Origin of the sequence: Thalassomonas sp. RHCl1 (assembly GCF_947387555.1) — a bacterium.
Taxonomy (GTDB): domain Bacteria; phylum Pseudomonadota; class Gammaproteobacteria; order Enterobacterales; family Alteromonadaceae; genus Thalassomonas.
This window is the reverse complement of sequence record NZ_CANDNZ010000001.1, coordinates 725,977-752,004: the sequence shown is the minus strand read 5'-3', so window position 1 is coordinate 752,004 and position 26,028 is coordinate 725,977. Positions and strand designations below refer to the sequence as shown.

At 46.6% G+C, this 26,028-nt stretch carries 23 protein-coding genes; 11 read left to right on the top strand and 12 right to left on the bottom strand.

Annotated elements, in window-relative coordinates; all coding sequences use genetic code 11:
* Nucleotides 1-9: 9 nt before the first annotated feature.
* From yjjX to QL234_RS03430, 4 genes are all read left to right on the top strand, one after another.
* Complete coding sequence (gene yjjX, locus QL234_RS03445; protein WP_281556448.1) at nt 10-561, top strand: inosine/xanthosine triphosphatase; 552 nt, start codon at nt 10-12, stop codon at nt 559-561.
* 216 nt (nt 562-777) lie between these two features.
* The gene (locus tag QL234_RS03440) at nt 778-1,176 is read left to right on the top strand and encodes a Plug domain-containing protein (protein WP_281556447.1); all 399 of its coding nucleotides are present in this window, start codon (nt 778-780) and stop codon (nt 1,174-1,176) included.
* Between the two features lie 406 nt (nt 1,177-1,582).
* Nucleotides 1,583-2,674 carry a TonB-dependent receptor gene (locus QL234_RS03435; RefSeq protein WP_348650701.1) on the top strand — a complete coding sequence of 364 codons (1,092 nt, stop codon included), beginning with the start codon at nt 1,583-1,585 and terminating at the stop codon, nt 2,672-2,674.
* A gap of 91 nt (nt 2,675-2,765) precedes the next feature.
* Nucleotides 2,766-2,975 (top strand): hypothetical protein, encoded by a 210-nt coding sequence (locus QL234_RS03430; RefSeq protein WP_281556446.1) that lies wholly within the window; start codon nt 2,766-2,768, stop codon nt 2,973-2,975.
* Here QL234_RS03430 and QL234_RS03425 read toward each other — a convergent pair.
* The 6 genes from QL234_RS03425 to QL234_RS03400 all read right to left on the bottom strand — a co-directional run bounded on the left by QL234_RS03425 (nt 2,972) and on the right by QL234_RS03400 (nt 9,229).
* Nucleotides 2,972-5,707: a hypothetical protein gene (locus QL234_RS03425; protein ID WP_281556445.1), complete on the bottom strand. Its 2,736-nt coding sequence runs from the start codon at nt 5,705-5,707 to the stop codon at nt 2,972-2,974. The two genes, QL234_RS03430 and QL234_RS03425, sit on opposite strands and share 4 nt — an antisense overlap.
* A 161-nt stretch (nt 5,708-5,868) precedes the next feature.
* Nucleotides 5,869-6,204: a hypothetical protein gene (locus QL234_RS03420; protein WP_281556444.1), complete on the bottom strand. Its 336-nt coding sequence runs from the start codon at nt 6,202-6,204 to the stop codon at nt 5,869-5,871.
* Nucleotides 6,205-6,207: 3 nt separating this feature from the next.
* Complete coding sequence (locus QL234_RS03415; RefSeq protein ID WP_281556443.1) at nt 6,208-6,981, bottom strand: hypothetical protein; 774 nt, start codon at nt 6,979-6,981, stop codon at nt 6,208-6,210.
* A 99-nt stretch (nt 6,982-7,080) separates the two neighbouring features.
* Nucleotides 7,081-7,797 (bottom strand): hypothetical protein, encoded by a 717-nt coding sequence (locus tag QL234_RS03410; protein WP_281556442.1) that lies wholly within the window; start codon nt 7,795-7,797, stop codon nt 7,081-7,083.
* A gap of 379 nt (nt 7,798-8,176) precedes the next feature.
* Nucleotides 8,177-8,335 (bottom strand): hypothetical protein, encoded by a 159-nt coding sequence (locus tag QL234_RS03405; RefSeq protein WP_281556441.1) that lies wholly within the window; start codon nt 8,333-8,335, stop codon nt 8,177-8,179.
* A gap of 246 nt (nt 8,336-8,581) precedes the next feature.
* Nucleotides 8,582-9,229 (bottom strand): DUF2959 domain-containing protein, encoded by a 648-nt coding sequence (locus QL234_RS03400; protein ID WP_281556440.1) that lies wholly within the window; start codon nt 9,227-9,229, stop codon nt 8,582-8,584.
* A 206-nt stretch (nt 9,230-9,435) separates the two neighbouring features.
* On the opposite strand from QL234_RS03400, the gene QL234_RS03395 reads away from it, so the two are divergent.
* Nucleotides 9,436-9,993, top strand: a complete 558-nt coding sequence (locus QL234_RS03395) for a paraquat-inducible protein A (RefSeq protein ID WP_281556439.1) — start codon at nt 9,436-9,438, stop codon at nt 9,991-9,993.
* Nucleotides 9,994-10,097: 104 nt separating this feature from the next.
* Here the strand turns inward: QL234_RS03395 and QL234_RS03390 are convergent, their stop codons facing one another.
* Complete coding sequence (locus QL234_RS03390; protein ID WP_281556438.1) at nt 10,098-10,982, bottom strand: hypothetical protein; 885 nt, start codon at nt 10,980-10,982, stop codon at nt 10,098-10,100.
* A gap of 355 nt (nt 10,983-11,337) precedes the next feature.
* Between QL234_RS03390 and QL234_RS03385 the strand changes: the two genes are divergently transcribed.
* Both QL234_RS03385 and QL234_RS03380 read left to right on the top strand, forming a co-directional pair.
* Entirely contained in the window at nt 11,338-12,864 is a 1,527-nt protein-coding gene (locus QL234_RS03385) for a hypothetical protein (RefSeq protein WP_281556437.1), read from the top strand.
* A gap of 122 nt (nt 12,865-12,986) precedes the next feature.
* On the top strand, nt 12,987-13,199 hold the full coding sequence (locus QL234_RS03380) for a ribosome alternative rescue factor ArfA (protein WP_281556436.1): 213 nt from the start codon (nt 12,987-12,989) through the stop codon (nt 13,197-13,199).
* Nucleotides 13,200-13,377: 178 nt separating this feature from the next.
* Here the strand turns inward: QL234_RS03380 and QL234_RS03375 are convergent, their stop codons facing one another.
* Both QL234_RS03375 and QL234_RS03370 read right to left on the bottom strand, forming a co-directional pair.
* A complete protein-coding gene (locus QL234_RS03375) occupies nt 13,378-17,070 on the bottom strand; it encodes a hypothetical protein (protein ID WP_281556435.1) in 3,693 nt (1,230 codons plus the stop codon).
* 265 nt (nt 17,071-17,335) lie between these two features.
* The gene (locus tag QL234_RS03370; RefSeq protein WP_281556434.1) at nt 17,336-18,256 is read right to left on the bottom strand and encodes a porin; all 921 of its coding nucleotides are present in this window, start codon (nt 18,254-18,256) and stop codon (nt 17,336-17,338) included.
* Between the two features lie 258 nt (nt 18,257-18,514).
* Here QL234_RS03370 and QL234_RS03365 point away from each other — a divergent pair, with 258 nt between their 5' ends.
* Nucleotides 18,515-20,260 (top strand): HAMP domain-containing sensor histidine kinase, encoded by a 1,746-nt coding sequence (locus QL234_RS03365; RefSeq protein ID WP_281556433.1) that lies wholly within the window; start codon nt 18,515-18,517, stop codon nt 20,258-20,260.
* A gap of 143 nt (nt 20,261-20,403) precedes the next feature.
* On the top strand, nt 20,404-21,333 hold the full coding sequence (rdgC, locus tag QL234_RS03360; protein ID WP_281556432.1) for a recombination-associated protein RdgC: 930 nt from the start codon (nt 20,404-20,406) through the stop codon (nt 21,331-21,333).
* A 97-nt stretch (nt 21,334-21,430) separates the two neighbouring features.
* Here rdgC and QL234_RS03355 read toward each other — a convergent pair whose 3' ends face one another.
* The gene (locus tag QL234_RS03355; RefSeq protein WP_281556431.1) at nt 21,431-22,273 is read right to left on the bottom strand and encodes an HDOD domain-containing protein; all 843 of its coding nucleotides are present in this window, start codon (nt 22,271-22,273) and stop codon (nt 21,431-21,433) included.
* A gap of 236 nt (nt 22,274-22,509) precedes the next feature.
* On the opposite strand from QL234_RS03355, the gene yegQ reads away from it, so the two are divergent.
* Both yegQ and QL234_RS03345 read left to right on the top strand, forming a co-directional pair.
* Entirely contained in the window at nt 22,510-23,871 is a 1,362-nt protein-coding gene (gene yegQ, locus QL234_RS03350; RefSeq protein ID WP_044835843.1) for a tRNA 5-hydroxyuridine modification protein YegQ, read from the top strand.
* Between the two features lie 89 nt (nt 23,872-23,960).
* Nucleotides 23,961-24,212 carry a YfhL family 4Fe-4S dicluster ferredoxin gene (locus tag QL234_RS03345; RefSeq protein ID WP_281556430.1) on the top strand — a complete coding sequence of 84 codons (252 nt, stop codon included), beginning with the start codon at nt 23,961-23,963 and terminating at the stop codon, nt 24,210-24,212.
* A gap of 81 nt (nt 24,213-24,293) precedes the next feature.
* On the opposite strand, the gene QL234_RS03340 is transcribed toward QL234_RS03345, so the two are convergent.
* Together QL234_RS03340 and lgt are read right to left on the bottom strand one after the other, a co-directional pair.
* Entirely contained in the window at nt 24,294-25,145 is an 852-nt protein-coding gene (locus QL234_RS03340; protein WP_281556429.1) for a thymidylate synthase, read from the bottom strand.
* A complete protein-coding gene (gene lgt, locus QL234_RS03335) occupies nt 25,142-25,963 on the bottom strand; it encodes a prolipoprotein diacylglyceryl transferase (protein ID WP_281556428.1) in 822 nt (273 codons plus the stop codon). Before lgt ends, QL234_RS03340 begins: the two co-directional genes overlap by 4 nt.
* Nucleotides 25,964-26,028: the final 65 nt, after the last annotated feature.

Sequence of the window (26,028 nt, the reverse complement as noted above, 5' to 3'; positions counted from 1 at the left end):
CTTTAAGCAATGAAGCAAGAAATTCTTAATGTCGTGGTCGGCTCGCTTAACCCGGTAAAAATTAATGCGGTGCAAACGGCATTAAGCAGCTTATTTCCCGAGCACCAGGTCCAGTGCCACGGACAAGATGCCCCCTCCCTGGTGGCGGATCAACCCATGAGCGCTGATGAAACCCGGGAAGGGGCCATTAACCGGGTGCTCTACTGCCAGCAACAAACAGAATCCCACGAGGCGGCGGATTTCTATATCGCTATCGAAGGCGGTGTAGATAACTTTGAATACGGCCCGTCCACTTTTGCTTATGTTGTTATCGATAACGGCGAAAGACAAAGCGTTGGCAGGACCTCGATATTACCCCTGCCCAAAAGTGTTTACCAGGCCCTGGAGCAAGGGGAAGAGTTAGGGGATGTGATGGATAACCTGTTTAATACCCAGAACATCAAGCAACAGGGCGGCGCCATCGGCTTGCTCACCAATCACCAGCAAACCCGGCAAAGCGTATACCACCAGGCATTGATCCTGGCCATGGCGCCGTTTCTTCACCCGGATCTCTATCAATAAACCTTTAGCAACAGTCACCTGGCGGGGCCAAGGCTTCGCCCTTTGTGCAAAGTCAAGGGCTCACAGAATACTTACTTCCCCGCTGCTTGAGTATCTTTTTAACTGAACTACCCTTAAACAATACAGACCACATCATGAGCTGACATGATAGCAGCAGCGAAAATAATTGATGAAAGAAAGTGTTTTATTCTTTATTTATTTTCCAAAATATTAGCTTTGAGTATATTCTCTTATCAGGCCGTTACCGCTGATGAGGAGTGGCAGGATATTTCACTTGAAGCCCTGCTGAATCTCGAAGTCACCACCATTTCAAAAAAATCAGGAAACATCAGCAACTCCCCCGGTATCATCTCATCGATTAATATGCCTTTGATGCACAGCATGGGCATACATACCTTAAAAGACGTTTTATCTATGTTACCCGAGGTATTGATCAACAAAAGCCACCCCGGCCAAAACCAGGCAATGATCCGGGACTTGTCGGAAACCTTTAACCAAAAAGTCTTGTTTTTACTCAACGGCGCCCCTTATTGGATGTCATCACATGCGGACATTCCCTTGTTGGGCATGCCTTTATCTATGATAGAAACGGTGGAAGTGATCCGGGGGCCGTGATATACGGTACCAACGCCTCCGCCGGGGTTATCAATGTCATCCTTAAAAAAAACTGATGAAAGTGGGATCACCGCTTTTGCCGGGAGTTTTGCCACCGCAGGCCTGGGGGCTTTAGGATTAAAACCTTCGATAACGGCTATATCAGCCTCGACGGCTCTTTGCAAGAAATGAACAGTGGTTACCCCATGCACTGGCAGGACAATTTATTACTGGGGGAAAGAAACAATGCCGACGGCTTTATCAGCACACGTGATAAATAAACCGGAGTTGAAACCGTCAGTTACTGGCCTTTAGCAGGCTCTCAGCATCACAAGGAAGAATATGTCAATGTTATCACTGCCGCCAGGTATAATCGCTTTAGCGCCGCGCTGCACTTTTTTCAGAGCCTGGAGCAGGGACTGGGGGGCTGGTAACCGTCTGGGAAAAAAACCAATACGATAAAGAAGGTTATTTACTGGAATTAAAACTGACAGAGCCGACCAACGACAATTTCAGCAATGAAGCCTACTGGCGCCATAATATCATGTTTCTGGACTTTACCATCACTAATTTTCTGGACATACAGCAACGCCAGGTCTTTATTGATCAAAACCTGCGCATCAGCGAGCAGGGCAGCCCTTTTATCCTCCAGGAAATGGCCACCGGCAAGCAGAGCTATCAGGACCCCTATCAAAACAATTACCGCAGTACCTGGAGCGGTAATGTTTCCTATCAGCTCACCGGCGATATGTTATTATTTGCCGGGGCCGAATATGAAAGCCGCAGTGTCGGAGAATACCAGCGAACCGATATCAAAGGCAACTTTGACGCACTACAGGTTCAGGCCACGAAAATAACGGAAAAGTCCGCCTTTGCCCAGCTCGACTGGACCTTTGGCAATTACCGCCTGGTGCTCGGTGGGCGCTTTGTCGATAATGAACTCACCGGCAGCGCCATTTCCCCGAGACTGTCCGCCATCTATAACCTGGGCCAGCAAAATTCAGTCAAAGTTTTGTATTCCGAAGGCTACAACTCCCCGACATTGTCGCAGGTTAACCTTAACATCAACAATTTTATTTTTGGCAATATAAACCTCAAGGCAGAAACCTTGGAAACCCTGGATATCGCCTATACCCGGGCAAATCCCAGGCAAATCATCACGGTCAATGCCTATCATATCCATACCAATAATTTTATTGCCCGGTTTTTTAAAAATCTGGTACCAGGATTAAAGGACGGCCCGGATATTCAATCATCCAATACCGACAGCTTTTCCCGGACCGGACTGGAAATTGACTATCAACAAGTGTGGGATCCTCTGACCCTGCTCGCCAACATGGCCTATAACCGCGAAGGCAACACCACGGATAAAAACGACTTACTGGCCAACGGCGTGCCCAGATATACCTTGAACCTGGGGCTGAACTGGCAATTGAACGAGCAAGGCAGCGTGGGGTTATCACTGCGTTACTGGAGCGAGCGGGGGGGAGATAACTGCCGCAGCTTATTGAAGAAATAACGTCGGCAGCGGCACCGCCCCTGAAAACTTCACCCTGTCTGCACAAGCCATCACCAATATCAGCTACCAGCACCGGGTTGACAGTGCTTTAATGACCCTTTCAGTAACCAATATCTTTGATGAAGACATTTACCACCCGGACCATAGTACCGGCGGCCAAAACGGCGTGCCTTTTCGGGTATCCTCCATTCCCTGGGGATCCGGCAGGGCCTGGTTTCTTTCTCTTAAATGGCCCCTGCAAATAATTCCCGGAGGTAATGAACCTCCGGGAATGGTTATCAATAACAAAAGCCAGGATTAGTTCGTCTGGTTTACAACCGGAAAACCCAGTAATTCGGTCTTAATCACTACCCCTTGGATAACCGTCACCTTAAACGAGTTAGTTTCACCGCAGACATTATCCTGATCACAAGCCTGGACAAAGAAACTATGCTCCCCTGCCATAGTAGTCAGGTAGTCATGACTCTGCTCACTGATATTCTCGGCAAAAAGATACCGGGCTGAACCGTCCGGCTTTTCTACGAATAAATTATAACTGACGGCTTGCTGATCGTCGGCAGGCATTTGCCAACTCAGTTTAACGGTTTCACCTACCCGAATTTCACTTCTATCCGCTTCAAAGATCGCCGGAGCCTCTGGGGCCAAATTCAACTTGAGCTCATAACCGTCACCGTTTTTCACCAGGAATAAAATCTTAGTACTGTCGCTGTGATCAAGTTTAATATCTTCTACGGCATCGCCTGAAAACAAGCCGATTTCAAGACGGTAATCACTTAAGCTAAAACCGGATACTAATGAGTCCCACTGAGTCGCCGCCAACTCAGTTAGCGACCAAACACCATCAAGCAAACTTAACTTTAACAGCTTCTGCCCCTGACTTTGCGGAGAAAACAAGTACAGGTTGCCAGCGGTATCGCTAAAAACACTCAAGTCATCATAGACTCCCACAATAACCTCACGACTAACCGGGCCGCACTCCCGCTCGGTACCGATAAGATTACAGCCCTGGATACTATAACGATAGTTACCAACAACACTTTTACTGGAATCATAGTGAAACCAGCCGTCCGGATAGAGAAGCTGCAAATATGGAGCCACGGAAAATAATACACCACTGCTATCATTTTGGTTTAGTTGATATGAACCCACATTCGGCGGAGAGACCTGCTCAGATGGCTGAAAGTGCAAGACATATTTAGCATCTTTTGCTACCAGGATAGACTGGCTATCAATATTAACTACCTCACCATATAAAGAAGCAGAAAAGCTTTCCACCGCCTGTGTCGGTACCACAGTATTGTTAACCGCTACGGTTATCTTTTTGCTTTGAGGTCCACAGTCGATACCGTATCCGGTGTTATTACAGCCGGCGATGGTAAATTCATAGATACCCGGAGTATCAAGGCTCAACTCCCGGTGGAATAACTCATCCGGATAGAAATTTCTTAAATAGCCCGATACCCCCCAAATAGTGCCAAAAGACTCGCCGTTTCTACTGATACGGTATGAACCTGTCGGGGAAGGTTCTACTTCATCAGATTGCCCCCAATGTAAAACAAACTGTTCACCAATTTCCACCGAAATGGTATCGGCAGCAGCATCTACCGGCGCCTGATACAAAGAGACCGAGACATTCGTCAGCGCCTGCTCAGGGGGTGGCGTTAACGGGACAGGCAAATCAGCATAAATTTTTACGCTGGCTTTAGGACCACAATCCTCGGCAGTATCGTTGCGGTTACATGCCTGAACGGTATAGGTATAACTGCCCTGGCTATCCAGATACATTTCCCGGTGGAACCAGCCATCGGGATAAATCGTTTTTAAATAACCGGAGGTACCAAAGATAGTAGCTGCCGAGACCCCGTCAAGCTCAAGCTTATAGTAACCTATGGTTGACGGTGCCACTTCGGCAGACGGTTGCCAGTGCAAAACAAACTTCTCCTCCAGCGGCGAACTGCTGCCGGCAAGGGGCACACTGAGTACTTTGGACTCATTATTCACCGGCTGGCCATAAAGGGAAACCGAGAAGTTTTCCGGTGCTGATACAGGAGTGGTAAAAATCTGCACCCGGGTAGCCTCACTGTAATCACTGCACTGATTTAACACATCACAGACTTTAACAAACAGCCAGGCATAACCGGTTTGTGCAAAGCTCAATACGGTTTCTGCCGTTATTTCCTTACCCACTTGGTGGATATCTACCATGGTCGCATCCGGGCTTAAACCATCAGAATAAAAATACTGCAGTGTTAAGCCCTCAGCCACTTGCGGCCAGGATATTTCAAGAGGGCTATTAATTGGATAGGCTTTTTCTGTTGTTAAAGGTGCCTCAGGTGTCGTTGCCGGTACATAAGCCAAAATAGCTGCGCTGATGGATAAATCACCGCAACCGGCTTGGTTACACCCTTTTAGGCTATATTGATAATCACCTGCAACTAGTAGCTGTTTATCCAAGGTCACAGATGAACCATCCGCAGGAAGCGAATCACCGGTAATAGTGTCAATTAACAGTTCATTTTCAAACAACTGGTAATATTCTGCCTGGGGCACTTGGTTAAAGTTAAGGGAAAAACTGGTATTAATTGTTACAACCGCTGTCGATAAGGTTACCACGGGCATCGCAGGCTTAGCAATCAGGGTAATATTATCCGATATATAACCACTAACAGGACAACTAGCTTCACTGCAACTTAAGCGGATCTGATAATCGCCGCCAGCAAGTGCAACCGATGAGGTATTAAAACTGGTGTCCGTGCCCTGGTATAAAATATGCCAGTCGCTTTCACCCGCTAACTGGTATTCCAGCAGGAAGTCATATTGCTGGCCGTCATACATGGCCCAGTTAATAGTAAAACTGGAGTCAACCACAGACTCCGGCACTTGAATCACGGGCTCACGCGGCTCTATCGCCGGAGAATGGTTAATAAAATGAATAACATTTGGCACCCAACCAGCGGAGGCGACGGGCAATGACGTTAATAAAGTAAACAACAAAGCTAAAGGTAATTTTAGCTTGTGTATCAATCGGAACATCTTTTCCTCAATATCAGTTTTGTCGGTAACAACTAACGAGCAAATCAAGATCAGCGAGTTAACCGGGATAGCAACAAAACTGCATTATTATTTTTTACTTAAATACAACTAAAACGCTTTAGGCTGAGATAGCAAAGCCCTCGCGGAAACAGTTTCACTAATTACGATGACAGTGCCACAGACTTTGGCCTTTCTATCCCATCGCTGGCACCGCAATCACCGGCTGTTTCCACAGCAACCTTCAAGTTATTGGCCACAGCAGTTAACAAAATGTTGTAGCTGCTGATCCCTGCCTGGGTGGTTAAATCCAGAGCCCAATTTTCGGCATAATCACTTAAAACGCAGCCTGGACTGACAAAGGTTTTAATTTCATCGGTGGAGAAGACTAAAGTTGTGCCATCAACATTGAGATAACTGACCTGAGCAGCTGCCCGTGCAGGACTGATAGAAATAAGCGTTACAAGAAAGCTTGAAACAAATAACAGATATTTATTCATAAGTTACTCTTCCCTGATAATACAGGCAGCGTCACCACATAATGAATCTATATATGGACTAACTCCATATAAATTCATATATTTTGGGGTAATAGTCCCGCATTGACCGCTATTCGTTAAATATGATGAAGTAATAACTGATAATCTGCCACCGATTCTCGTCAATAACTTGCCATCATTATAGGTACCATGTGAACCTATATATTTGTTGTCGGCGATATAGGCAGTACCGGTACAGTCATTGGTTTGATAATAAATACTACCGATATTGGAAATCAGTTGTGAATTAGTGTATTGCCTTACTTCAACCTCACTGTCGACCGGTTGATAATAAAACTTATTTTCAGTTGTTCCCATATTGATAATGCGCCCTAATTTAGTCACACCATCCCCTTTATATAAGTACAGAGATTTAGCACCACCTGCTTCGTTGGTAACATCCGGCGAAATACTAACACTTTGCGCCCGCTCCAGCCCGAACACATCACCGCAGTCTGAGCCGCTGACAACGGTTACGGGTTGATCGCTGGACATGGCGGTAATAAGCAGCGAATACATGGCCCGTCCCGCTTCGGTCCTAAGCGATACCGCAAAACGCTCATTGGTCTCAGCCACAACACAGGCAGGGCTGGCAGCGCTTTTTGCCTCAGCTGTGGAAAAATGGACATTATCGCCGTCAACATTAAGATAGCTGACCTTAGCGGCAGCCATGGCATTAGCAGAAAATAACTGACTGATTAACGCTAGAAATGAGATAATTATGCTTTGTATCTTCATAAAATTATTTACTTCAATTGATAGATTTTAACGGGGTTCTCTTAACAAGTAATGACACAAGAGCACCTTATTTAACTTTTATTGGTTTTATAAAATCAATTAACTACACCCAGAGTCCACCAAGGCATAACCAACCGTGGTCGTGACCCTGTTACCATCGGAAACATCCGAACGCAGGATTTCAACCTTTAACGATTTTTTTGCATGAATAGCAGGGATACCATTGACTTCACTGGCATAGCGCATATAAACAGTACTAGTAGAATAATTTTTTGACATTACAGGTAAAACTTCGCCATCAACCGTCACCCGTAATTGTTTACCTCCCTTAGAAAATTGACCTGCAACAAAATTTATTTCGTAAGCTAATAGTTCAGATTGGACATCTACCACGGTATACCAAACATTATTTTCGCTTAACGCATTAAAAGTAACTGTTTTCGGCTCGGACTTCCTGGTTAAAAAAGCATTACACTGTCCCGTCTGTGGAGGAGCAATACTCACGCTTTGCGCTCGCTCCAAACCAAAAACATCACCGCAATCCGCAGCACTGGTGACAGTAACGGGCACATCGCTGCTCATAGCAGTAATTAACAGCGAATACATGGCCCGGCCAGCTTCGGTTCTAAGGGATACCGCAAAACGGTCATCGGTATCAGCAACCACGCATGAAGGACTGACAGCGCTTTTGGCTTCAGCTGTGGAAAAATGGACACTATCGCCGTCAACATTAAGATAATTAACCTTAGCGGCAGCAGCGGCATTAAAACTTTGGCTAAGGGCTAACAAGAACAGCCCGGCGGTAAAAAATTTCACTTAAACTTCACCCATTTAATTAATTTAAAAATAATTTCAATGAAAGGTTTACATTAGGAGAAAAGTGCCAGGTCAAAATAAGATGACGAGAGAAACTAAAATAAAAAAAGCGCAATAAAATTAAATAAACGGCTTAACTTAACGGTTCAAAGGCAAGTGCAAACATTCCACATGGTTTAAGCCTCCTTGCCTACTAACACTGCTGATTAACTAAACAAAACCAAGTCAATTTTCAGCCGCGCAAAATGATAAACAATTTGTAACCGGGAATAAATAAAAAATTAACTTTTTCCTGAGATTTATTTCCGGGTAAACTCGCCACCTTTTAGCGATTGCACACTTTACTAAATTCAGGCTTTGCTCCCTGTTTGGCTTTACTTTAAACATGAAGCCCCATTTTCTCCAAGCTGAAATTTAAATAAAGCTCACCATAAAGCGCATTATAGTTAAAACTGTCTTCATCAATACCATTCAAATGGCCGATAAAGAAAAAATTGTCGCCATATGCCCAGCCGCTGCCGTGTTGCAAGGTGATCACTGTAGTTTGCTGCTTGCCGCCACCGGCCAAGTCCGCGGTGGATAAGCAGCCATTTTAGTAGAAAATTTTGGTTTGCTCCCGTCACTAGTTTGTGAGCATACAGAGCCGGTCAACAGTGAAATAGCAGTAACCGGCGCAACGAAAGACCGCAAGAGTGAACTTAATTTATTCATGCTTATCTCTACATCGGGCTAAAGCTCCTTATTGGTATAGCCAATTTAAGATAAAAAACAGGATAAATGGATCTTAACTCTTGAGTAAATCAATAAACTGTTGCGACTGCTGTATCGCCTGGTTCATTTCCTTGATCAGCACTTCAACATCTTCCTTAATACTCTGATATTCCCCCTGCAGTGCGCCGATGGCTTTGGCATTAAGGTTATGTTTTAAATACAAGGTATTATCTTTCAAGGCCACCAAAACCGGCTGCATGCGGTCTTCAGCCTTATGCATCGCCTTGATCAGGCTGTTATAACGTCTTTGGGTTTCCTTGTATTTTTGCTCGCTTTGCTGTCTTAATTTAACGCTGGAGTACAGGCTTAACTCTTCATGCCATTCGTCAAACAAGGCATCGGCGACATTTTCCACCGCGGCAATACGCGCCCCCACTTCCTCGGCAGCACTTTTGCTGTTTTCATATTGCTCGCTGGTCAATTCATACTGGGTTTGCAGGTCACCACCATCAAAGGCGATCAACGCCGACAGCTGCTCCAGGGCGCTGGCAAACTGCTGTTGGGCCTCCTGCTGCGAATCTTTCGCTTCTTCCACCCGATCCACCATAATATCCCGCTTATGGATACCGACTTTTTCCATCGCCGAATAGTAGGCGCTGGAGCAACCGGATAAAAAGGCAAATAAAATCAGTAAGGCAAAATAATTCTTGAGTTCTTTCATGGTCAAGCTTTCGTTTTATAAGGGGTTTTCTTTATGATCTCTTATTCTGAAACAATACGCCAATAAATTTTCTGTTTCCCCGCCGGGCAAACAGAAAAAAACGGTAACAATAAAACCCGGCGCAGCTAGCGCTTAAACTTGAACTCACGCCGGAAGATGTAACATAATTGCCCACATTCTGAACCGCTGATGCTAAATCGTCCCCCATGATAAAAAAACACTTAGGTTTTGTCCTTAATATTGCTGCCCTTGCCCTCTTTATTCCCGGTATCATTTTGCCGATGTTTTCCATGTCGATGGAGATGACCGCCCAGGTAAGCGCCTCAACCCTGTCCTCAGATTTATTGAACAAAGAACTGTCTTTACTGGCGACCATAGAAGAGTTATGGCAAGACCAGCGTTTACTGGTCGCGGCGTTGATCTTTTTGTTTTCCATTTGTATCCCGCTGTTAAAAACCGCCCTGGTCAGCCTGGCCTACTTCAAAAAAAATACCGATATAGAGGCAAAAATTTTAAATTTTGTTGCCAGTATCGGAAAATGGTCGATGGCAGATGTCTTTGTTGTCGCGGTGTTTTTAGCGATTTTATCCACTAACCATGCAGAAACCGCCAATAACCAGCAATTTTCCATCCTGGGCTTTAAAGTCGATTTATTGATCAGCAGCGAAACTCTCTCCGCCGCCGGTCTGGGCTTTTATTATTTTACCGGTTATTGCCTGTTATCCTTACTCGGCACCCACTTTAGCCACAGTAGCCTTAAATAAGGCAAGCTAAGCTCGTTGATACCAGGCGATTTACGGGAGCACTATGCCCTGGACTAAGCGATAAATGGCTCCAGGAAGAACCACCACAAAGAGGATTCACCAGCTCAATCTTTACTTGGCTCCCGGGGGATCTGATACCAGAGCTCGGGATTTTCCAGCGGGGTCTTTTCAGGTAACAAGGGGTTTTCCAGACGAAAAATCTTTCTTTGCTCCAGCCGGGTTTTAGTAAACATTTCCTGGTTCGATGGATGACTAAGAAATAACTGCTCAAAAGAGCCGTCACGGATAGCCAGCATTAACCCGGTTTCGATGCGTTTGGCCAGCGCCGGATTATTTTTCGCCACAAAGAAGTAGATAGGCGCCGGGTAATACACCACAATACCGGGCTCCACCATCAGATCTAAACCGGTATAAATCGGCGCTTCCTGCCAGATCTCATTCATACCCCGGGGAAAATAATCAAACCTGTGATCCGCCAACATTTTAAACAAGCCGGCATATTGGTAACCGGTAACCACGTTAAAGCCGTTGCTTTTTAAAATCTCAGTATCCGGCCAGCCGTTCTCCTGCCCGGCAGATAATGCCTGCAATTGTTCCAGAGTGGAAATATTGGCAAACTTTTGCCGATTTTTTTTATGGATCAAAAAAACCCTGTGTCCCAGCAGACCCTTTAACAAAGGAACGCGTATCGGTAAATAATTTAACTCCCGTTCATTTGAAGTCATGGTCCAGACAATGTCCACCCCATAGTCTTGATTTAACGAACTCAAGGCACGGCTTTGATTCATGGGGGCAGCATAACTGAGCAGCTCAAAGGGGCCTGCGCTTGCTTCAGTTTTCTTTAATGCCAGGTTAAGTAAATCGATAAAATAATAATTGCGGGTATCTTGCCGGCTTTCGGGGGCAATATGACGCAGCACCAAAAGTTCGGCAGCCGGTAAGCGGGTATTAAACAAACAGCAAAAAAGCAACAACAACCTAAATGGCAATATCATAGACCTTTAAGAATTCGCATCATCCTAACACTATATGCTCAGTTAACCACAAACACACTAGGATATCACCTGCAAGTTACATATTAGCCGTTGCCACCTCCCTGGTGAAGCTTACCGGCAAGCTCTTGCCGATAAGCAAAAGCCGCCCTAGAAAATTTTCCTCTTTACCCGCCAAACCGTAATGATTTGTAATCCGGGTGACCAGAACTAAAGAAAAATGTAATCTATTGAAAACCCCGCCACTGATGACTTGATTTATGAATTAACCTGGCTTTTCCTGTGTATCGCCCCCTGTACAGCGTCTGAATATGGCACTGTACTTCAATAAATGAATACAAGGAATGTAACTATGAACACAACCCCGATAACATCTGTATGGCGTATAAGCATGCTAACCTGCTCTGTGCTCACTCTATTGCTATTAACAACCGCTACTTTGGCCACAGAAACGGAAGCAGACGGATTTGAACCACCGATAAATCCTTATCTCGCCGACTCTCCCTGGCCCATGTCTCACCGCAACTCCTACAACCAGGCCTCCTCCCCGCTGCCGGGGCCTGAGCCGGGTCAAACACTTGAGGTTGCTTTTCAGGAGCAAGAGTTTCCTTCCATCACCCTGGCCTACGGTAACAGCTATGCCAATGGCCAACGCGCGGTATACGGCTCAACCGCGACCACTATGTATAAACTGGACCTGAATGAACCCGGTATAAAAAGCGTGCACCAACTAAGAAAATCAGATGTCACCGCCAATGGTGAAACCGGCGCTTATGTGGTTGCCGATCTTGATAATTATCTTTATGTGCCTAAAGGCCGCACCTTGGAGAAATACCGGGATAAAGACACAGCTGGCGCAGCGCCACAACACGGTGCCCTGGAAAAAGCCGGTGAATTTACCCTGCCGGAAAATATCCTGAAAAGCCCGGACGAATACATCATAGGCATTAACCTCACCTATGATGGCTATCTGGTCATGGCAACCAACTTAGGACTTGTCACCCTGCTTTCCCGGGATTTTACCCGCCTGTATTCCTACCGCCTGGGTGAAGAGGAAACCATATCAAACTCACTCGCCGTTGACGAAGAAGGCGGTATCTATATTGTTACCAGTAAATACATGCACAGATTGGCCTTTGACGGCAACAATATTGCTTCGGTATGGCGCGCCGACTATCAGCACGGCCCGGAAACACCCTGGCCCGGACGGTTAGGCACAGGCTCAGGTTCCACCCCGACCCTGATGGGCACGGGCAAAGATAAAGACAAGTTTGTGGTCTTTACCGACGGCCAGGAGCTGACTCATTTAGTATTGATGTGGCGGGATGAAATTCCCGCCAACTGGACGCCCCTCGCCCCGGGAAAGGACATCCGCATCGCCGCCGAGCTCCCGGTAACTTTCGGCAATACCAATGCCAGCCGCAGTATTTCCGAGCAGTCGGTGTTAGTGCGCGGTTATGACGCTATGGTGGTCAACAACGATTATAAGCTGAACACACAAAAATGGCCGCTGCTCGGGGATTTCTGGACCATATTATTATCGGGGCAACACTACAACCAGCCGTTTGGCGTCGAAAAATTCCAGTGGGACAGTACAAGCAGGTCGCTCAAAAGCACCTGGTCTAACGACATCAGCTGTCCCAACGGCATTCCCACCATGAGCAGTGCCAGCAACCTGGCCTACTGTATCGGCTCCCGGGACAATACCTGGACACTCGAAGCCATGGATTGGCACACGGGGAAACCGGTATTTCATCAGCTACTGGGGCAAGGCACCCGATTTAACAGCACCTATGCCGCAACCCAGGTAGGGGAAGACAGCGATATCGTCACAGCGACCTTTATGGGGATGGTGCGGGTACAGGAAAAAAACCGCTAACCCTGCCCCCCTTGATTGACGGCTTAAGGAGGATTACACTGCCACCGTTATCCAATCAGCCAAAGCATAATCTTGGCTTTGGCTGATGATTTTAATCCTGTCATTTAAAAAAGAGCTAACGAATGAAAACAAAGCAAAAAACGATAAAACAGCCCAACAAGGTGCAAGCAGTGGCCGTTGAGACCGGCAGAGGCGTGATCCGGGATAATTTTCTTGCCGCCCTGGTAACTTCCAAAGTTTATCGCCAGCAGGTAGTAAAAGCTAAAAAAGGCAAAGGGGCCTACCAGCGCAGAGAAAAACATAAAGGACGAGAGTCCTATTTAATGGCCGCTTAATAGCCGTTATTAAATAGCACTTTCCCCTTACTCCTAAGCACTAAGCTATACCGACGCTCATCTTCATCCATAACTCCGTTATCCCCGATCTCCGATACATAACAAGACCGCCAACAATTGGATAGTCCAACTGTTGGCGGTTACTTCAGGCATCGCCAGCTTTTACTGCTTCCCCCAATTATTGGCTGATGGCGGTCCCCGCGACCGCGATGCTGACCTGGGCCACCTGGGCTGCCCAGCTGTTATTAGCATCTTTGGCATTAGGATAAAGCACTTTTAAATGCCGGTAACCTGTTGCCACATCAAAGTCTGCCAAACTGTATTGCTGCCAGTCTCCCCGTTTATAGGTCGCGGCGGCTTCCCCACTTTCACCTGTATGAGCACCGGCTCTGACAGCATCTTGCCAGATCTGGCCATCCTTGGATAACTGGACTTTAAAATTTCCCCAGTGCGTACTCAGACCCTGCCACAAAAAGCTATCGATATAATAGCCGCGAATATCGCTGTCAAAGGAATAAATAATGGCATCATAGGCATTACTGCTGCGTTTTACCCGGTTGCTGTCCCAGCCAAAACTTGCGGCATTGCCACTGTCTATCACCATGCCGGCAGAATAACTACTTGCCAGTGACAGATCGACCAGCTCATCCTGTAACCAGTTGCCTGTGGCTGCCAATGTCTGATCACCGGTGGCAATTTTAACCGCCCCCAACTGGCTTGCCCAGACCTTATCCTGCTCCCTGGCCAGCGGGAAAACAATACGCAGGTGATAGTAGCCCCCGGAAATATTGAGTCCGGAAAGTTTCAGGTGCTGCCAGTCATTTATGGTACCTTTATCTTGCGCAATCACCTGATAATCAAACCAGTTGCTGCCGTCGCTGCTTAACTGCACCTTAAAGCTGTCGGTATCGCCTTCAAGCCCTCCGCGCCATAAATAGCTTTCCAGCTCAAAAGCACTGATCGTTTCGCCAAAGCTATATTTAACATATTGCGCTTCATTAACGGTGCGCATCAAACGACTGCTGTCAGAGGCAAAGTTAGTGCTATTACTGCTATCAAGCTTGAATTTTCCGGCATCAGAAAGTCCTGAAGGTAAGCTTTCCAGGGGATCATTAAAGAGGGCATCATAACGGACCACATTCGAATAAGCACTTTCACCGCTGCTGTTAAACGCTTTTACCCGGTAATAATAACGCTGCTTGGTTTGTGCTGTGGTATCACTGAACAAATGCTGGACCTTGGCCGCCTGCACTTGCCCCAGAGAGTTTTGCAGATAACGGGTCTGATATTGCCCGGCAGAAGTGCCTCCGACAACAAGATTATTGCCGATGACCTGCCAGCTGTTTTCATCTTCCGGGGTCTGGCTGCGCTCGACATCATAATATTGGGCATTGGTCACCCCCTGCCAGCGAATATCTAATGCGTCTTCTATCGGTAACATCACAGGTACGCCATCGGGAGCCGGCAACGCAGGCTTTTGCAGCCCCCGGATGCTATAGGCTTTCTCCCACAACAGATCGATCACACTTTGCTCCTGGTAGCGGCCTTCATTTTCACTAAAGCCCGGCCAGTGGTAGGCATGAATCCCGGTGCCGTCTTCTTTGTGATCCATAAAGCCGCCATTGGCATCCTGGCTGCGCAGGCTCCAGAGCAATAACCCGGAAGCCTGGGTTTCATCCGCCACCGCAGTGACAATATCGTGAATTTCACTGAAACTTTCGACCCCGGTTTCCCCGACAATAAACGGCTTGCGGTTATCCACCCTTTGCCAGTCGCGTAAGAACCTGAGTTTGTAGTCGCCGCCATAATAATGGTTGCTTATGATATCCACATCCGGGTTGTCCATGGCTGCTTCCGAGAGATCCACTTCCTTGCCGTCGATAACCAGGTGGTTAGGATCCAGGCTCTTGATATAAGCCGCCATTTCTGCGGTCCACTCATCCGGCGCCCGCCTTAATTCATTACCGGTTTCCCAGGCAAAAATAGCCGGATCCTCCAGGTAGCGGACACCGGAAATGGTATTGGTGCGCTCAAGAATGGTTTTCACTATGGTTTTATAATCATTGATTAAAGTGGCATGGGTATAATAATCATCGGCGGATAAATCACGTAACGCTGCCAGGCTTTCTATGCCCCCCCACCAGGAATTGCGGTCGATAAAAGGGAAAATAATCCTCACCCCGTGCTTATTGGCATAATCGAGTACCTTATCCAGGCTCACCAGGAGATCCTCATTGAACACCAGGGCACCGTCCCTGACCGGCTCGCCGCCGGCATCTTTTTCGATATCAATATGCACCAGCTTGCGTGAAGGAATTTTCCAGTTATACACAGATAACACATAACTTCGGGTCACCTGGCCTCCCATCGCCGCTATGGTTTTTAGCGCATCCTCACTTTCAAAGGCATCGATAGCATCCCAATAGGGGCTTTCCTGCATATGCAACTCGGGCACGTTATAAGAAATAAAGCGGAATTCCTGCTCACCGTTATAGAGTTTATTGCCCTTATCCCCTTCTCCCCGGGTGATATAATAGTCAAAGCGGCCATAGGTTCTTTCCTTAATAGCTTCCGGTACCGCTAACGGCGCCTGTCCGCCGGCTACCGGGCTGTGGGGCTGGCTTTGCCCCCTTTCGTTATTGTCATTGGCCCCAGGGTTTTCATGGTAGCTGACAGCTACCCTTCCCAGCTGGGGGTGCCAGGGGTTGGCATCGCTGGTATTTTTCGGAAAAACCACGGTAACAAAGTCATAGCCGTCTTCCAGCCCCGTCACCGAATAAGTTACCTGCTCCCAGCCATCTGATGTTGCCAGGTTTTCAGCCGTCAGTGTCAGGGGTTTATAATCATTGCCCGTGGTTGAAACCAGCACCTCAAACGGGGCGGTAGCAGCTTCCCCGGTCCAGTAAAATGTATTGACACTGATGGATTTGACATCCCCGGCAAATAAATATTCCACATATTCCCGGGTGTTTTCCACCCGTTTTAAGCGGTTAATGTCGCCGTTAAAGCGCCCGTAGCTATCGCCGCTTTCCCTGGCCATGCCATAGGAAGCCTGAAAGGTTTGTCCGAAGTCGATAAGTTCATCGACAAAATCAACCTTCACAGGCGCCGGCGCCACCTTGATCAGTTGACTGGTAGTTTCAATATTACCGGCAAGATTAGCAACACTCGCCTCGACCAGGTATTCCCCAAAAACCAGAGGGTAACCGGTTACATCTAAAGTCCAAAAATTTTCTCCCGTGCTTAGAGCATCTGACTGCCCGCCAAGGTATTCCCGGCCATTGAAAGTCACCGACAGGTCACCACTGCCCGCCTTCCAGCTGCCCTGGATCAATAAGGTATTATCGCTTGTGGTGAAATCACCGTTAATATCAGTATCCTCAGATATACTATCGATACTGAGGCCCGAATCCGGCATACGGGTATTGATTTCAATCCCCTGCGCTGAGGTGATAAAGCGCTTGCTGCCTTTCTTAACCGCCAGCTTAGCCGTGACCAGGTACCGCCCGTCCTGCTGCACCGAATCCCGCAAATCCAGCTGCCAGCGGTAGCCCTGGGTAGTTAGTTGCGGCGAATTGTCGATATCATAAATTTTACCCTGGAATTCAACACTAAGATATCCCATGCCCAACCAGGTACCTTCAATGATTAAACGGGTATCATTGGTGATGAAGTCGCCTTCAACCCCCGAATCGTCACTGATGGCGGTAATGTCGAGCAGATTATCGAGATCACAGGCAGTCAGACTGAACCCGGCGAACATTATCCCCATAACCCGGGCAAAGCGCCCTAACCGGGCAGATAGTCTATTTAACGCTGCCGGCAGTACCGGCCTGTCCTTTTTTTTGTTTTTTGTATCAGATGAAAACATTTTTAGCCTCTTGTAGTTTTAATTAAGCTTAAGATCCATCAAAAAGGTTACCGGTTACATTTTTAAGTTAAAAAAAGCGGTAATCCTGCTAATACGCTATCAAAAAATAATCAAAGAAACTACTAAATAATAATTTCCCGCTTAGGGGAAGGAATACTAAAACGGAAAAATATCACAGTGAAAAGATTTACAGGGCATGCTATTCAGACAACATGCCCCTATGAAGCAGATATCAGTGAAAGTTCTGTTTTTGCTTATATATGGCTTAGAACTTGTACTCGATACCTACGCCTAAATAATCTTCGTCTTCACCTTTGTCGATGTCGAATGCGCTGTAAAAAGCATATAATTTAGTGCTCTTCGCCAAACGGTAATCCAATCCTACACTGGCAGCGGTTTTATCGTCATTGCCGTCGTGATCCGCATCCTGGTATTGAGCTTTAAGGACAACTTTATCAAGGGCGTATTTAGCCGACAGTACAAAACCGTCCATTTCGGCACTGCCGTCATCGCTTTCCTGATTCTGGTACATGGCGCCTAAGACAAAACCGGCAACCTTACCCTGTACCGTGGCCCGGGTAATGTCATACCCTTTGACATCTGTGTCTACAGCAATAGAGGCAAAAACTTTAGATTTTTTCAGGCCTTTATCACCATAGAAAAGCCCGACAGAATAGCCGTCCTCGGCATCGGCTTCATCTTCGGCAATATAGGTAGCGGCAAACTGAAAGCCGTTTACTTTCGGTGATTTATAGGTAAGGGTATCACTCATACGGTTCTCCCCTTTGAATAAGTTTTTAATATCGGCGTTTAAATCATTGAACTGATCGATTTTACCCTGGGATTGCTTCAAGATAGTATCGTTTTTACCCAGCAATACTTCACCAAAGTTGCCTTTTAAGCCGACATACTGGTTACGATCCGTGATGTTATCATCGCTGTCGCCATCCATATCCACCTGAAATTCAGCTTTATATACTACGGATAGGCCATCGCTTAAGGCATGAGTACCTTTTAAACCGATACGCGAAGCATTACTTTTAATTTCAGTAAACTGACCATCACCTTCATCAGAAGATTGTAAAGACAGGTTCGCCTTACCATAAATATCTACATTGGCTGCCACAGCCGGTAAAGTGAATGCAGAACAAATAGCCAGAGTGAGAACACGGTTTGAAAGTTTCATGGTAACCCTTAATCAGTTAGTAGCTAAATTAAATTGCGCACATAGTGCCACCAAGTTATGACACTTTTGTGACAATATGACTTTTATTTTAAATATTTGTGACTTGCGTCATAAAACTGCCAAATTAAAAAAAACAACTGAGTAAAATTAACAATAGTCCAAGATTATGTTAAAACACTAAACATTAGCGAATTAAAAACTGTTATCGGTGAGTAAAATAGCTAGAATTTACTATTAAGATAACAATAGAGTGAGTAGATGAAAGTAACCAGTATTTCACGCAAGTTGCTTGCACGGGTTTTATCATTTTATTTTGTATTAACCTTTATTGTTACCTGTGGTCAAATCGTCGCAGAATATTTCAATACCAAAAGCCATATCAACAGCGAACTGCTGACCCTGGAAAAAACCTTCAGCGGCAGTTTGACCAGGGCGGTATGGGAGCTTAATACCCAGCAAGCGATAGATATTTCCGACGGCCTGGTGGCCATTCCCATGATCAAGGGGATCACAGTCACCGATGAAAATAACCAGATCATTGCCCAGCTCGGGGAAACCGCCCATAATGCCAGTTTTAATTTCGACTCAGCAGAAGACGGACAAAGCGAATACCGCAACCTCAATTCCTTGTCGGAGGGTCTGTTTGGCCATACCTTCCCGTTAATCTTTGAATTTTCCGGGCGCACCACCCGGGTCGGTACCGTCACCCTGTTATCAAGCAACGAAGTCATTTTCAACCGCATAGAGGTCGGCATTTATTTTTTGATCGGCAACGCCATAGTCAAAACCGCCGCCCTGGTGTTTCTGTTTTCCCTGGCTTTCTCCCAGTTACTGACCAACCCCCTCAATGAGCTAACCGAGCAGATCAAACAACTGGATTTGGACGACCCCGAAGCATCAAAACTGCATTCCATGAGTTATGAGCATAATGAACTCAATATCCTCGAAGACGCCTATAACAACCTGATTGATGAACTGGTACTCTTTAAGGAGCGCCTGGCAGAAGTGCAAAACGAACTGATCTCCGCCAACCACAAGCTCGACGAACAAAACCTGCAGCTGGAGCAGGAAGTGGCGCGTAAAACTTCTTCTTTAAGTACCACTATGCTGAAAATGGAAATTCAGCAAAGGGAAATGTTACAGCAACAAACACAATTGCAGGAAGAAAATAACCGCCGCAGAAAAACCGAACTGACCCTCACCAACACCAACAATGATTTGAAAAGTTCAATCATTGAATTAAAAAAAGCCCAGGAGCGCTTGCTTGAAGCGGAAAAAATGGCGACGCTGGGCAACCTCTCGGCAGAAGTCTCTCATGAAATCAATACCCCGATAGGGGTGAGTATTACCTCCACCAGTTATTTATCGGATTTGATCGCCCAGATAGACGAAGATATCCAAAATCAAAAACTGACCAAGCGCACCCTGGATGACTTTATCCGCAATGCCAAACAAAGCATTGAATTGCTGATGAATAACCTGACCCGGGCTTCTGAACTCAATACCAGTTATAAGCAGGTAGCAGTCGATCAGATCAGCGATAAAATCCGCTCCATCAATATGGCCAAATATCTGCACGAGATCATTCAGTCCCTGGATCCCAAACTGAAAAAAACCCGTCACAATATCGAAATTAATTGTTCCGAAGACATTAATATTTACAGCCATGCCGGTGCTATCGCCCAAATATTTACCAATTTGATCATGAATTCCATCGTCCATGGCTTTGAAGATATCCAGCAGGGAAACATCATTATAGATATCAGCAAGCATGAGCAGGTACTGCGTATACATTACGCCGATAACGGTAAAGGCATAGAAGAAGAAGACCTGCCGAAACTCTTTAACATGTTTTATACCACCAAAGCTACCCAGGGAGGATCCGGCCTGGGCACCCATATTATCTACAACCTGGTCACAGATACCTTAAACGGCACCATCAATGCCCATAACGGGCAAAGCCGGGGCTTACACTTTGATATCGAATTTGCCGACATGCGCTAGCCTGTTTAACAACAAGAGCGCTAATAAGCCTCCGGCAAAGCAATTACAAGAAGCAGATGCTTAGTCCGCTGATTTGCGCTATCATGCGCTATTCGTATTTTCAGTAAACCGCCCCTTACTATTCGGGCCCAGGAATCATGCCAATGTGGTTTAAAAACCTTTACTTTTTTGCCTTCACCCGCCCTTTTCAATGGTCAGAAGAGGATCTGGAAAAACACTTATCGGAACATTTATTTACTCCCTGTGCCTCCACAGAAGTCTCGCATTTTGGCTGGGTAAATGCCCTTGGCAAACATGGCAACTCCGTAGTACACACGGCTAACGGCAACCATTTGCTATGCGCCCGTAAAGAAGAAAAGATATTGCCGGCGCCTGTAGTTAAAGACATGCTCGAAGAAAAAATCGCCCAACTGGAAAACGAGCAAAGCCGCAAGGCAACCAAAAAAGAAAAAGAGCAATTTAAAGAAGATATCATTTTTGAATTATTGCCCAGGGCATTTTCCCGGGTCACGGATACCCATGCCTATATCAGCCCGGCCAGCAACCTGATAGTGATCAATACCAGCAGCCGCGGCAAAGCAGAAGACTTCCTCGCCCTGCTGCGTAAAGTCCTGGGTACCTTGCCTGTGACCGGTTTCTCGCCGGAAACCGCCCCGGATGAGATCATGACTGACTGGCTCACCGAACATAATCTTGGCAGCCAGTTTAACCTCGGCATGGAAGCTGAGTTGCACGCCCTGGGTGACGACGGAGCTGTGGTTCGGGTAAAAAACCAGGATCTGACCAGCGAAGAAATTAAAATGCACCTCGATGCGGAAAAATATGCCGTTAAAATCGCCCTGGAATGGGATGAATCGCTGTCATTTATCTTATGTGATGACCTGGCGATCAAACGCCTGAAGTTCTTTGATGTGCTGCAGGAGCAAAATGACGATATTGACAGTGATGATGTTATTGCCCGGCTGGATGCCGATTTCGCCCTGATGGCAGGAGAAATCAACCGCTTTATCAGCGACTTATTAGCCGAGTTTTCAATGAAAACCACAGATCCGTTAGAAGAGAATCAGGATTAAGCTAAAGCTTATTCAGTATATGCTTTAGCTAATCCAGCCGGGAGCCCCGGGAGACCTCAATGTGCTCCTGGCAGGCTCCTGCAATTAGCCGGCACGATTAGCTAAACATGGCCTTAACGTTGTCGTACATTTCCTTAAACTCCTCCGTTATCATAAAATCAATATCCGGAAGCACTCCTTTACGGACATAGCTGCTCAACAAAGCTTCCTTGGTTGACTCCACTTTAAAAAGGTTATGGTATACCGCCCCCGCCCGGATAAAATCAAGATAATGGGGATCATCCGGCAACAGGGTTAAATCACTCCAACGTTCAACCAGTAAAGTAAATTCCTCAGACAAGCCCCAGGCCCGGGTGATCTCAGCGCCGATACGGCTGGAAAGCTTGCTGATGGCCTGCTGTAAAAAGGTCGGATTAGCGAAGATATCCGGATGATGCTCGGCTTCCGTTAATATCGGCAATACCCCCAAATTATGAACCAGGGCCGCCAGGGTAATAGTGTCTAAGGTTAGCGGGCTATGTTTATGCTGCTGGATATAAAACGTCATCAAGGAGATGGCAACGGATGCGACCCCGACGGTAGATTGCCAGGATTTTTTCATATACATGGCAACAATATCGTTATCTGAAATAAAAATCTGCTCTATTGCCATCGCCGTGGCTATGCTTTTTATTTGCCTTAAGCCGATACGCGTTACCGCCTGGGAAACGGTTTCCACCTTGACTTTACGCCCGAGTATGGCGCTGTTGGCCACTTTTACAATACCTAAGGCCAAGGCAGGGTCATGGCTGATGATTTCACTCATTTGTGCTAAATTAACATCCGGATCATCCGCAGCCTTGCGTACCCTTAAAGCAATTTCCGGCAAAGTCGGTAATACCAACTCCTCATGCTTTATTTTTTCCAACAAAATGGTGTATAACGCATTTTCTGTTGCCATTTGAACCCTTAAATATTATTAAACTCTCTTTAAAAATTAGCACATTATTTTACTTTTAAAGGAACAATTCCCTCTATAGCGCAAAAAAGCTGCTTCCCTCCCGATAACCACTCAAGTTTATTGACGTACATCAACAAAACCGGAGAAAAGCCGCCCCCTGAAACTGTATATATTGCCTGCCCCTACGGGCGTTTTTACAATAGTAGTAATTTTTCAAAATGAGTACTCCCCCTAAAATGTTTAAACCTGAGCTGCTATCTCCGGCAGGTAGCCTAAAAAATATGCGTTATGCCTTTGCCTACGGCGCCGATGCCGTTTATGCGGGACAACCCAGATATTCCTTAAGGGTACGCAATAACGAATTCTCTCTCGAGACCATACAACAAGGCATCACGGAAGCTCATCACCTGGGGAAGAAATTCTATCTGGTCAATAATATTGCCCCCCATAACGGTAAATTAAAAACTTTCCTCAGGGATATTGCCCCGGTGATCGCCATGAAACCGGATGCCCTGATCATGTCCGATCCCGGACTGATCATGATGGTCAGGGAAAACTTCCCCGATATGCCCATCCACCTCTCGGTACAGGCCAATGCCGTCAACTGGGCCAGTGTCCAGTTCTGGCAAAAACAGGGGATTTCCCGGGTCATTTTATCGCGGGAACTGTCCCTGGATGAGATCGAAGACATCCGCTTCCATTGTCCGGATATCGAACTGGAAGTTTTTGTTCACGGGGCACTGTGCATGGCCTATTCCGGTCGCTGCCTGTTATCCGGTTATATCAATAAAAGGGACCCGAACCAGGGCACCTGCACCAACTCCTGCCGCTGGAAATATGACGCCCATCCGGCAGAGGAAACCGAAAGCGGTGATGTTATCGCCAGCAATCCGGTCAATATTATCACACCGGAGCAAAAACCCACCGACGAGATCTTCTTGTTGCAGGAGCAGGGGCGTCCCGGCGAATACATGCCGGCTTTTGAGGATGAACATGGTACCTATATCATGAACTCCAAAGATTTGCGCGCGGTTGAGCATATCGAGCGCCTGGTAAAAATGGGCGTACATTCGTTAAAAATAGAAGGACGTACCAAGTCCTATTATTATTGTGCCCGCACCGCGCAGATCTATCATCAGGCGATCCTGGATGCGGTCAATCATCAGCCCTTTAACCCTAAGCTGAACACAGATCTTGAGCATCTGGCCCACAGGGGTTATACCTCAGGCTTCCTGCAGCGCCATAAACCCGGGGATACCCAGAATTACGATTACGGCTATTCGAAAAGCGATACCCAGCAGTTTGTCGGTGAAGTGATCGGCCGCAACGACACCAACGGCCTGATTGAAATTGACGTGAAAAATAAATTCCTGGTGGGGGATGATTTTGAACTGATGACGCCGTCGGGTAACCAGAAATTTACCCTGATGCATATGGAAAGCCTCAACGGTGAGGTGATCCTCGATGCCAAAGGATCAGGCCATAAAGTCGCTATTTCCCTGGAAACCGAACTTGATTTATCTTTTGGCATCATCATGCGTATCCTGGAGCAGGATGAAACCACGCGTCAGCCGTTTAGCCAAAACCAGGGAGCTTGATAATTATATGATCATGCCGCTCAAAATCGCTAAAACCGCCACTTTCGGCACTAACTCATTTAGCCAAAATCAGGGAGCTTAGTACTATTATGGCGCTGAAAATCGATGAAACCTGTATCAATTGCGATATGTGTGAGCCGGAATGCCCGAATGAAGCCATCACTTTCGGTGCTGAAATCTATGAAATCGCATCGGATAAATGTACCGAATGTGTCGGCCATTATGACGAGCCGCAATGCACTCTGGTTTGCCCGATTGACTGCATAGAGCCGGATCCCGAGTTGGTCGAAGATAAGCAGACGCTACAGGAGAAGTTCAACCGCATATACCAGCTGAGCTGAGTGTTATTTGAACTTAGCCATTAAAAAAGGAGCCGCTGACGGCTCCTTTTTTAATGAAAGGCTTTTAATCAGCCCTAACTATTACACAGAGAAAGGATAGGCAATGGCTTCGTGGTGACGATAGCCCTCTACTTTAAAGTCATCCAGAGTCACCCAGGTTTCCAGATCTTCCAGGCTTTTAATATCCGGATTAATGATCAGCTTAGGTGACGGATAAGGCTCGCGTTTAAGTTGCACTTCCTTCATCAACTCCAGCTGATCCTCATAGATGTGAGCATTTACTATCTTATGATAAGCTTTACCGGCTTTGTGCCCTGTCACCTGGGCAACTAACGCCAACAGGGTAAATACCTGGATTTGATTAAAGTTCAACCCCAAAGGCACATCGCACGAGCGCTGATATGAAGTCAGGTGCAAGCTATCCCCCAACAGGGAAAAAGTATGGGTGTGCATACAGGGGCGCAGGCAGCCCAGATGAAATTCACCCGGATTATAAAAAGTCATGATCTCACCGCGGTCATCAAGCCCCCGGCTGAGGTTATCAACAATCTTACGCAGCTGGTCCAAACTGGTGCCGTCGGGACTTTGCCATGCACGGCCTTGTACCCCGTAAACACGTCCCATATCATCTTCCCCTTTACGGGCGGGATTAGCCAGCCAGGCCTGATTGTCATTGGCATTGGCGTTCCAGGTGTTGCAGCCGATAGCGCGGAACTCGGCGGCACTGCTGTAACCGCGCAAATATCCCAACAACTCGGCAATCGCCGCTTTCCAGTAACTTTTTCTGGTGGTGATCAAGGGAAAAGCATTGCCGCCGACATCGTATTCCAAATCGGCGTTAATAACGGTTAAACAACGCTTGCCCGTTCTTTCATTCTCAACCCAGGTACCTTGATCAACAAGACGCTGGCATAAGTCTAAATAAGCTTTCATGATTTTTGCCCCTTAATGGCTAATTTCGCCTGTTGAACCCAGCCCCAGTAAATCAGGGCAATACCGGCGATCACCATAGGTAAACTTAATATTTGTCCCATGGAAATAAACGAGAAGTAAAAACCTAAATGGGCATCCGGCTCACGGAATAATTCCACTATCATTCTAAACACCCCGTACCCTATCAGGAAAGCGCCCGAGGCAAGGCCCGCAGTTCTGGGCTTGCGGGTGATAACATATAAAATAATGAACAGCACAACCCCTTCAAGGGCAAACTCATAAAGCTGGGAAGGATGACGGGGTAATTTCAAATCATCGGTGGGAAATACCATGGCCCAGGGAACATCCGTTTGCCGTCCCCATAACTCAGCATTGATAAAGTTGCCTATGCGCCCCATACCTAAGCCAATCGGCACCAGGGGAGCGACAAAATCGCCGACGGATAAAAAGGATTTATTGGTTTTACGGGCAAAAAGATAAATGGCTGCGATCACCCCAAGCAAGCCGCCGTGGAATGACATGCCCCCCTGCCATATTTTTACCAGGTATAAAGGGTCTGCCAGGAAATAGTCGAACTGGTAAAAGAGTACATAACCTAAGCGCCCTCCTAAAATCACCCCCAGAAAGCCGTAAAACAGCAAATCGCTGACCTGCTCCCGGGTCCATAAACCGTTGCTCTTGTCAGCGGCTTTATTGGCAATAAAAATAGCGGCAAGAAAGCCGATCAGATACATCATTCCGTACCAGCGTAGCGCTATGGGCCCGATACTGAAAATAATGGGATCTATCTGGGGAAATTGTAGAAAGTTCTCGGTCATGTCTTTTCCATAGAGGTGTTAGCCATCAGGCCTTTTTAAAATTATTTTGCCTGTCAACCTAACCT